Annotated in this window: 10 protein-coding genes; 5 read left to right on the top strand and 5 right to left on the bottom strand. The window is 67.6% G+C overall.

Annotation, left to right across the window (positions count from 1 at the left end; translation table 11 throughout):
- From fliD to J7E68_RS17600, 3 genes are all read right to left on the bottom strand, one after another.
- Positions 1-1,106, bottom strand: a 1,106-nt coding sequence (gene fliD / locus J7E68_RS17610; protein ID WP_215174783.1) for a flagellar filament capping protein FliD, incomplete at its 3' end; no start/stop codon positions are given.
- A 102-nt stretch (positions 1,107-1,208) separates the two neighbouring features.
- Positions 1,209-2,084, bottom strand: coding sequence for a flagellin (locus J7E68_RS17605; protein ID WP_215174780.1), 876 nt, complete (start codon positions 2,082-2,084; stop codon positions 1,209-1,211).
- A gap of 117 nt (positions 2,085-2,201) precedes the next feature.
- A complete protein-coding gene (locus J7E68_RS17600; RefSeq protein WP_215174778.1) occupies positions 2,202-3,059 on the bottom strand; it encodes a sigma-70 family RNA polymerase sigma factor in 858 nt (285 codons plus the stop codon).
- Positions 3,060-3,276: 217 nt separating this feature from the next.
- On the opposite strand from J7E68_RS17600, the gene J7E68_RS17595 reads away from it, so the two are divergent.
- The 3 genes from J7E68_RS17595 to J7E68_RS17585 all read left to right on the top strand — a co-directional run bounded on the left by J7E68_RS17595 (position 3,277) and on the right by J7E68_RS17585 (position 6,007).
- Positions 3,277-4,158, top strand: a complete 882-nt coding sequence (locus J7E68_RS17595; RefSeq protein WP_215174776.1) for a manganese catalase family protein — start codon at positions 3,277-3,279, stop codon at positions 4,156-4,158.
- 131 nt (positions 4,159-4,289) lie between these two features.
- Positions 4,290-5,438, top strand: a complete 1,149-nt coding sequence (locus J7E68_RS17590; protein WP_215174775.1) for a zinc-dependent alcohol dehydrogenase — start codon at positions 4,290-4,292, stop codon at positions 5,436-5,438.
- Between the two features lie 2 nt (positions 5,439-5,440).
- Positions 5,441-6,007 (top strand): hypothetical protein, encoded by a 567-nt coding sequence (locus tag J7E68_RS17585; protein WP_215174773.1) that lies wholly within the window; start codon positions 5,441-5,443, stop codon positions 6,005-6,007.
- A 24-nt stretch (positions 6,008-6,031) separates the two neighbouring features.
- On the opposite strand, the gene J7E68_RS17580 is transcribed toward J7E68_RS17585, so the two are convergent.
- Together J7E68_RS17580 and J7E68_RS17575 are read right to left on the bottom strand one after the other, a co-directional pair.
- Positions 6,032-6,784 carry an MBL fold metallo-hydrolase gene (locus J7E68_RS17580; protein WP_215174771.1) on the bottom strand — a complete coding sequence of 251 codons (753 nt, stop codon included), beginning with the start codon at positions 6,782-6,784 and terminating at the stop codon, positions 6,032-6,034.
- Between the two features lie 66 nt (positions 6,785-6,850).
- Entirely contained in the window at positions 6,851-7,594 is a 744-nt protein-coding gene (locus J7E68_RS17575; protein WP_215174769.1) for an alpha/beta fold hydrolase, read from the bottom strand.
- Positions 7,595-7,845: 251 nt separating this feature from the next.
- Here J7E68_RS17575 and J7E68_RS17570 point away from each other — a divergent pair, with 251 nt between their 5' ends.
- Together J7E68_RS17570 and J7E68_RS17565 are read left to right on the top strand one after the other, a co-directional pair.
- Positions 7,846-8,436: a sulfite oxidase-like oxidoreductase gene (locus tag J7E68_RS17570; RefSeq protein WP_215174767.1), complete on the top strand. Its 591-nt coding sequence runs from the start codon at positions 7,846-7,848 to the stop codon at positions 8,434-8,436.
- Positions 8,433-8,801: FAD-binding oxidoreductase (locus tag J7E68_RS17565; RefSeq protein ID WP_311417313.1), on the top strand; the 369-nt coding region annotated here is incomplete at its 3' end. The genes J7E68_RS17570 and J7E68_RS17565, both read left to right, overlap by 4 nt.

Here is an 8,801-nt window from a genome sequence, read left to right as displayed (position 1 = left end):
ACCGCCGAGAACAGCTCCTGCGTGCCCTCAGGATCCTCTGCCAGGGCCGCCGCGAACTTCTCGGCGTCGAACGAGAGGATTCCCTTGTCGCTGACGGTGATGCCGATCGTCGACGGCGAGGTGCCGTCGATCGGATGCTGCACCGCGGTCGCCAGCGCGCCACGAAGGTTTCGCACCGTGCTGTCGCCGGTGAAGACTCCGAGCGTCGTTGTCTCGCCGACGTCGCCGATGGTCGCCTTCGACCCGTTGTCGATGCGCACCAGCAGTGCGGCGATCTCCTTGACGAACGCCTCGGCCGTCGCGCTCTGCTTCTTCGCATCGCGCGTGACCGTCACCGTGACCGGGTCGGCACTGGCCTTCGAGACCGTGACCTCGATGCCCTCGCCGACCGAGATCGTGTTGCTGGCGCTGTTCAGGGTCTGTTCGGCGTCGGTGCCGGCGAACAGACGGATCCAGGCATCCGCGCCCTGGGTGAGAAGGGCGGCGCCGGGCGCGGCGCCGATGTCCGTCGAGGTTCCGGCGGTGACCTCGGCCGCGGTTCCCCGATGCAGGGTGAACGCACCGGCCGCACCGGTCTCGCCAGAGGTGAGCTGGATGCGCGAGAGGGGCTTGCCGTCGGCATCCGTCCCCGCGGGCACGACGGTCGCGCTCACGCCGGCTTTGGATGCGTTGATCGCTTTCGCGAGATCCTGTGGGCCGGTGCCGAGCGGCGTGACCTCGACCGCTTCGCCGTCGGATCCCACCAGCGTGAACGTGCCGCCCCACGCCGTGCCTCCTGCGGCAGCGGTGACGACGGAGTGCGCGGTGGCGACGGCGTCGACCACGATGGCGGTCGAGAACGCGGTCGCCTTGCTGCCCGCAGTGATCGTGACGGTCTCAGACGACGAGGAGGCGGTGAATGACGCCAGAGAGCTCGGCCCCGCGGCGGTCTTCGCCTTGTCGACGAGCTCCTGCAGGGTCTTGTTGAGCGACTGCAGATTCGTGATGACCGAGTTGCGATCGGTGATCTTGTTCGTGATGAGCGTCTTCGGGATCGCCGAGACGTCCATCAGAGCCTTGATGAGCTCTTCGGTCTTGAGCCCTGATACGAGTCCGTCGAGTTTCATCCCGGTCGTCTTCCGTGCGGTGCGGTCAAGGGTGTCCTACAGGAAGGCGCCCGGGCGGAGGTGACTCCGCCCGGGCGCCCTGTGCGCCTCAGGCGCAGCGACTCAACGGAGAAGCTGCAGGACGCCCTGGCCCGACTGGTTCGCCTGAGCGAGCATGGCGGTGCCGGCCTGCGCCAGGATGTTCGAGGCGGTGTACTTGACCATCTCGGCGGCCATGTCGGTGTCCGCGATGCGGCTCTTGGCAGCAGAGAGGTTCTCTGCCGAGACCTGCAGCGAGTTGATCGTCGACTCGAAGCGGTTCTGCGCCGCACCGAGGTCCGAACGCTGCGACGACACCTTGTTGATCGCGGTGTCGATCGCGGTGATGGCAAGCGCCGCGTTCGCGGCCGAGTCGAACGAGAAATCCGCCGTGACCGGCGCGTGCGTGGACGCCGCGCCGCCGGTGCCGTAGGTGATGGCGGTGATCGAGGACAGCGCGTCCGCCAGGTCACCGCGGGCGACCGTGATCTGCGACGACGAGTCTCCGTTGGCCCCGACCTGGAAGCTCAGGTCGGCGCCGCCCTTGAGCAGGTCGATGCCGTTGAAGTTCGTCGAGTCGGCGATGCGGACCAGCTCGTCGGTCAGCTGCGTGACCTCGGTCGTGATCGCGGCGCGCGAGTCGGCGTTGTTCGAGTCGTTACCGGCCTGCACAGCGAGGTCGCGGACGCGCTGCAGGATCGAGTGCACCTCGGTGAGGGCGCCTTCTGCGGTCTGGATGACCGAGATGCCGTCCTGCGAGTTGCGGGCTGCGACGTTCAGTCCGTTGACCTGCGAACGCAGACCCTCGGAGATGGCGAGGCCGGCGGCGTCATCGGCTGCGCGGTTGATGCGCAGACCGCTCGAGAGCTTCTCGAGCGACTTCGAGACGTCGTTCTGGTTGACGGACAGGTTGCGGTACGCGTTGAGTGCACCGACGTTGGTTGCGATCTGAAGACCCATGTGAATTCCTCCGTGGTTATGGGGCTGGATGCGGGCCCATCCGTGGGCCTGCACAACCGATATTCGCGACATGGCGCATCGGCGTAACCACGGAACCGGAAGATTCTGGTCGTCGGATCACACGGCGGCGAGAAGAGCGCCCGAGCGATCGGGCGTCTCGGCCCTGACCGCGCCGAACAGCAGCCCGAAGAACTCGGCCTTCGCCTTGGTCGAGCGGTCGCCGGTCGTGCCGTTCTCCCACGCCTCCATCGCCTCGCGCATGAGCGCGAGTCCCCGCGACCGCAGCTTCGACACGTACGCGTGGCTGACGGCGAGCTCTTCGGCGATGTCCTTGACCATGCGGTCCTCGAGATAGATGCCGCGCACCACCTGCTGCATCGCGGGCGGGAGAGCGTCGACCACGCGGTTCACCATGGCGCGCGTCTCAGACTGCTCGACGGCATGCTCGGGAAGGATCACGCTGTCGGTGCGGTCGGCGGCCTGGCGCCCGGTCTCGACGTCGAAGTGCTCTTCGAAGCTGATGGCGGTGCGCACCATCTCATCGAGCTGCATCATCTCCGAGACGGCCTCGGCGTCGAGACCGGATTCCTTCGACAGTTCGGCGATGCTCGCTGCGCGCCCTGTGCGGGCGAGCACCGTCTCGGCGGCGACCCGCAGGCGGTCGATCTTGTCGCGGCCCCGTTCCCCCGCAGGGTCGGCTCGGCGCATCTCCGACAGCATCGCCCAGTTGATCTGACTGCTTGCGAACGCCCCGAACGGGATGCCCCGGGATGCGTCGTACGACATCGCCGCCCGGGCAAGGCCCAATCGCGCAGCGGACAGGAGATCGTCGAGATCGACGTGGGTGGCCGATCGCGCCTTCTCGACCGCGAGGAACGTGGCGAGCGGCATGTTGTCGCGCGCCAGCTGATCGGGGGTCGGGGGGATGTCCGCACCGGTGCCGGAATCAGCGGAAACGCCAGAATTACTCAGCAATGTGACTCCGTGGCTCTGTCGACTGTTTTACGAGTGAAGCTAGCACGAACAGCACGTTTATGAGCAAAAAACGCTAAACTCCATCCTCGAGTCGTTCAGTTCTCCGGACTCGGTTCGAGGATTATCCTCGTCACCCCGCGGTCTGTGAAGCCCTTATTCCGTCGCACCGAGAACCGGTCTCATGGGCACCCATCACGCTCCGACCAGAAAGGCAGCCATGTTCTTCCATCGCCAGGAACTTCAGTTCACCGCCACCCCCGAAGCCCCGGATGCCGTCTACGCCCGAAAACTCCAGGAGGTCCTGGGCGGCCAGTACGGCGAGATCACGGTCGCCATGCAGTACCAGTTCCAGGCGTGGAACATGCACATCCCCGGCAAGTACCGCGACCTGGTCTTCGGCATCGGTGCCGAAGAGATGGGTCACGTCGAGATGCTCGCGATCATGATCGCGCAGCTGCTCGAGAAGTCGCCGCTCGGAATCACCGAGGATGCCGTCCAGGACGACCCGACGGTCGCCGCGATCATCGGAGGCACCGACGTCCAGCAGGGCATCGTCGCGGGCGCCGGAGCGCGACCCGTCGACAGCAACGGCAACCCGTGGCAGGGCTCGTACATCACATCGAGCGGGAATCTGCTCGCCGACTTCACCGCCAACGCGAACGCCGAGATGCAGGGCCGCGTCCAGGTCGCCCGGCTCTACCACATGACCGACGATCACGGAGTGCGCGATCTTCTGAGCTTCCTGCTCGCGAGAGACACCATGCACCAGAACCAGTGGCTCGCTGCCGTCGAGGAGCTCAAGGCCGAAGGCGCCGAGACCCTTCCCGTTCCGAGCAACTTCCCGCTGTCGAAGGAGCACCGCGACGTCTCGTACCAGTACTTGAACTTCAGTGACGGCCCTGCAGCCGCAGAGGGCAGCTGGGCGAGCGGACCCACTCCTGACGGCCACGGCGAGTTCAGCTATCACGAGGGTCCGACGACCACCGCGCCGATGCCTCCGCCCACGCACCCCGACTCGCGCTTCTACGGCACGACGGAGCTGCCCAACGTCGTCGAGAAGGTGGCGGGAGCGGTGCAGGACATGACGAACAAGGAGTGAGGCCACGACGTCCGGTCGGGGTCGGCGCTGCGGGCCGACCCCGACTGGCGGGGAGCCGACGGATAACCCGATAGCGAGTCGAAGGAGCGTACGACCATGACCACACTGCGCCGACGGACGAAGGCACCGAAATGAAGGCGATGGCCTACCGCGGCCCGTACAAGGTGCGGGTCGAAGAGAAACCCGAGCCACGCGTCCAGCACCCGAACGATGCGATCGTCCGGGTGACGAGGGCGGCCATCTGCGGTTCCGACCTGCACCTGTTCCACGGCATGATGCCGGACACGCGCATCGGCCACACCTTCGGGCATGAGATCGTCGGCGTCGTCGAAGCGGTGGGATCCTCGGTTCAGACCCTACAGCGCGGCGATCGGGTCATGGTTCCCTTCAACATCTACTGCGGCTCGTGCTTCTTCTGCAGTCGTGGGCTCTTCTCGAACTGCCACAACGTGAATCCGAACGCGACCGCGGTCGGTGGGATCTACGGCTACTCGCACAGCACGGGAGGATACGATGGCGGTCAGGCGGAGTTCGTGCGCGTCCCGTTCGCCGACGTGGGCCCTTCCGTCATCCCCGACTGGCTAAGTTCGGAGGACGCCCTCCTGCTGACCGACGCGTTCTCCACCGGGTACTTCGGTGCCCAGCTCGGCGAGATTGCTCCGCTCGACACGGTCGTCGTCTTCGGCGCGGGTCCAGTCGGCCTGGCGGCCGCGCGTTCGGCGTGGTTCCTCGGCGCGGGACGCGTGATCGTCGTCGACCACATCGACTACCGACTCGAGAAGGCGCGCACGTTCGCCCACGCCGAGACCATTCATCTCGCCGAGGCGCGCGATATCGTGCTCGCGCTGAAGAAGGCGACGGGCTATCTGGGGGCCGACGTCGTGATCGACGCCGTGGGCGCAGAAGCGGACGGCAGCGTCGCGCAGCACGTCACCGGTGCGAAGCTGAAGCTCCAAGGCGGGTCACCCGTCGCACTCAACTGGGCCATCGACTCCGCACGCAAGGGCGGCACCGTCTCGGTCATCGGCGCCTACGGTCCGCTCACCTCGGCCGTTCGCATGGGCGATGTGGTGAACAAGGGGCTCACCCTCCGCGCGAATCAGGCTCCGGTCAAGCGCCAGTGGCCACGGCTGCTCGAACACATCCGGGACGGCCATGTGCGCCCCTCGGAGCTTCTCACCCACCGGTTCCCGTTGGAACACATCGCGGAGGCCTATCACGTGTTCTCCGCCAAGCTGGACGACTGCGTCAAACCGCTCGTGGTCGTCGGAGAGGAGTGATCATGCCCTACACGGCCGATCGTCCGGGCCTCGCGCCCTCCGCGGACGAGCTGCGCGGGCGGATCCCCGGGTGGGGCGCCGATCTCGACCCCGAGCACCGCAGAACCTGGGACCAGCGGGACGACCTTCCGGACACGGGGGCTCGGTGGACGTTCCCCGAGCGTCAGGACGACGACCCCCGGCGCGAGAAGTCGATCGAGCATTCGATGCTCCCTCCCGTGTTCGGCACCGCCCAGCCGCTGCACGGGGTCTCCGGCGTGATCCGTCGATTCGCGTATGACCGGTTCAGCGAGACGAAGAACACCCGGTGGCTGCTGCTCGTGCTCGGCGACCGGATCGATGCCGTCACCGCGCACGCCAGGTCCTTCCTCACGACCCGGCCCGATGATCCCGTGACCCTGACCGGTGTGACCTCCGAACCGCGCCACCGCCCGATCGCCTCTCGATTCGGACGCGGACGCCGCGATCTGCGGCACGCCTGGCTCGACCCCATCATCGTCGCAGGGCCGTGGATCCTCGCCGTCGCGGCGACTGCGGCAGCGGTGCAGCGCGCCCGTCGATCGCGCTGAGCGCCGATGGCGCGGCGCCCGTCTTCAGTGGGCGCCGCGTCGTACGGCAGTCTCGACCGCCGCCGCGATCCCGTCGCGCCAGGGCGCGCCGTGTCCGGGCAGCACCAGCTGGGCCGAGGTCTCGGCGGGCGTGTCGAGCGGGGCGAGCGCGCGTGCGGTGTCGGCGGTGGCGGCGCGCGCGATGATCTGGGGACCTGCCTCGCCGGTGTAGGGATCGAGGGTCACGAGCGCGTCGCCCGAGAGCAGGATCCCCTGATCCTCGAAGAAGACCGCGCAGTGCCCTGCCGTGTGGCCTGGAGTCCACAGCGCGGTCGGCGCACCCGGGGCGTCGACGGGCTGCCCGTGGTGGATCCGACCGAGCGCGTCCACGCCGCGCACGCCGAGCGCCCCGTGCGCCGCCATCCGAGCGATCAGGGGGATGCCGCGTGGGTGCGAGAGCAGATACGGCACCCGAGGACTCGCAGGTCGATAGCTGTACGGATGCCGGGCGAGGCAGGCGTCCGCAGAATGCACGAGCACCGTCGCCCCGTGCGCGCGGACGCTCGACGCGGCTCCGACGTGGTCGAAGTGCCCGTGGGTCAGGATGACCGCGTCGATGTCCGACTCGCGGGCGCCCAGGTGTTCGAGCAGCGCGTGCAGGGGTCGTCGACTGCCGGGCAGTCCTGCGTCGACGAGGGTGAGCCCATCGACTGTCTTGATCAGATAGCAGTTCACCTCGGCGACCGATACGCAGAAGAAGCCGGGTGCCACCTCGGTGAAGGATCGAGTGTGTTTCATGCGGCCACGCTACGAACCCCGATCCTCGTCGGAGACGGTCTTGACATCGCGTCGATCGAAGCGGTGCTATCGGCGGGGCGACTCCGGTGGCCTTCTCGATCGCCATCCCGCAGTCCGTTCCAGGATGCTGTCTGCGACCGCATCCGGCGCAGATCTCTGTCCGACGTGGTGTCTGCCGGGAATCGCGATGATTTCCGCATCCCCGGCGCTCGACGCGAGGCGATCGCACCACGCGGCACCGGCGATCGGATCCTTCGCTCCGCGGAGTACGAGCAGCGGCACGGAGAGAGTCCGAGCCCGCTCCTCGGTGGGATAACGCAGCATATGGGCAGCCTGTCGCAGGTACCAGCGCGGGCCACACCTCGCGTAGTCGCTGAAGACGATGAAGTTCGTGGCCGGGGTCTCCCCCAGTGTGTCGACAGCCAGCCCACGCGCCTGTGCGCCGAGGCTGCGATGCGCGTCGTCGACGACCGGCCCGATCGCGACCACTCGGGCGATCCGCGCCGGATGGCGAGCCGCGGTCTCGACAGCCCACTGCACTCCCATGGAGTGGCCGACGAGAACCACCGGGCGGCTGCTCACTGCGATCACGAGCTCTCCGATGGCGTCGGCCATCTCTTCGACCGTGATGTCGTGGCCGGGCTTGGGCAGGCCCCCGAAACCCGGCAGATCGAGGGATACGACGCGAACCGACCGACCGAGCACATGGTGCAGTCGTGCGAAGTAGCGGTGAGACATCCCGATCCCGTGGATCAGCACGATCGTCTCGGTCGCGTCATCCGCGCGGCTCTCGATCACACGGAACCGCATTCCGCGCACGGTCAGCTTGCGTGCTCCTGATCGTCGACTCTCTGACCCGCCCACTGCTCAGGACCGTTCGGGATCTGCGTTCGCCGTCATGCCGACCATCCTCTCGCGCGTCAGTCGTCTCCGGCAGGTGCGACACCGCGTCCCACGGTCCTAGAATCGGGGCCACCCGCGCGTGCCGCGTTCGACAGTTGCAGGAGGCGTCCGCCCGGTCGATCGGGTGGAATGGGTTCGACCAACGAAAGAGGACGAGCATGGGTGTGATCTCCCGCGGATTCGGCGCACGACGACGCGAATCGCACGACCGTCTGCCGCCCGGCCAGTACCTGACGGAGGACTTCCCGGTCCTGTCGGCCGGTCCGACCCCGCGTGTCGCGACGGACACCTGGGAGTTCGCGGTCGTCGGCGTAGACGGCATCCGCCGCACCTGGTCATGGGAACAGCTGCAGGCGCTCCCCATCGACGACGTCACCACCGACATCCACTGCGTGACCCGCTGGTCGAAGCTCGGCACGCGGTGGCGAGGGGTGTCTCTCGATCACCTCCTGGCGGACGCCGGCGGAGGCGACTTCACCCGGGTCTTCTCCTACGGCGGCTACACGACGAACGTCCCCCGTGCCGACCTCACCGGCGGGAAGGCATGGGTCGCGTTCGAGTTCGACGGCCAACCCCTCGCAGCCGAGCACGGAGGCCCTGCCCGACTGCTGGTGCCGCATCTCTACTTCTGGAAGTCGGCGAAGTGGGTGCACGGCCTGGATCTGCTCGAGAAGGACGAACCCGGCTTCTGGGAGCAGAACGGCTACAGCATGTACGGCGACCCCTGGAAAGAGGAGCGGTACTGGTGACCTCCGCACCGCTGTGGCTCGTCGCCACAGTCGTCGCGGCACGACAGGCCACGCCGCACGGTCGGGTGCTCGAGCTGCGGGTCGACGGCTGGCCGGGCAATCTCGCCGGTCAGCACGTCGACGTGCGCCTGACCGCGGAAGACGGATACCAGGCGGTCCGGTCGTATTCACTCGCCTCCTCCGGCGACGCCGCGCTGCTCGAACTGGCGGTCGATGAGGTGCCCGACGGAGAGGTCTCCCCCTATCTCGTGCAAGACGTCCGGTCCGGCGACGAGCTCGAGGTCCGCGGTCCGATCGGCGGGTACTTCGTCTGGACGCCCGACCACACCGAACCCGTGCAGCTGATCGCCGGCGGATCCGGCATT

This window comes from Microbacterium sp. ISL-103 (assembly GCF_018613995.1).
Lineage (GTDB): Bacteria > Actinomycetota > Actinomycetes > Actinomycetales > Microbacteriaceae > Microbacterium.
This window is presented reverse-complemented; position numbering and strand designations above follow the sequence as displayed.

Excerpts from the sequence above, each read along its gene's own strand:
- J7E68_RS17605 (WP_215174780.1), bottom strand. The coding sequence starts at position 2,084 with ATGGGTCTTCAGATCGCAACCAACGTCGGTGCACTCAACGCGTACCGC.
- J7E68_RS17595 (WP_215174776.1), top strand. The coding sequence starts at position 3,277 with ATGTTCTTCCATCGCCAGGAACTTCAGTTCACCGCCACCCCCGAAGCC.
- J7E68_RS17590 (WP_215174775.1), top strand. The coding sequence starts at position 4,290 with ATGAAGGCGATGGCCTACCGCGGCCCGTACAAGGTGCGGGTCGAAGAG.
- J7E68_RS17585 (WP_215174773.1), top strand. The coding sequence starts at position 5,441 with ATGCCCTACACGGCCGATCGTCCGGGCCTCGCGCCCTCCGCGGACGAG.
- J7E68_RS17580 (WP_215174771.1), bottom strand. The coding sequence starts at position 6,784 with ATGAAACACACTCGATCCTTCACCGAGGTGGCACCCGGCTTCTTCTGC.
- J7E68_RS17575 (WP_215174769.1), bottom strand. The coding sequence starts at position 7,594 with ATGCGGTTCCGTGTGATCGAGAGCCGCGCGGATGACGCGACCGAGACG.
- J7E68_RS17570 (WP_215174767.1), top strand. The coding sequence starts at position 7,846 with ATGGGTGTGATCTCCCGCGGATTCGGCGCACGACGACGCGAATCGCAC.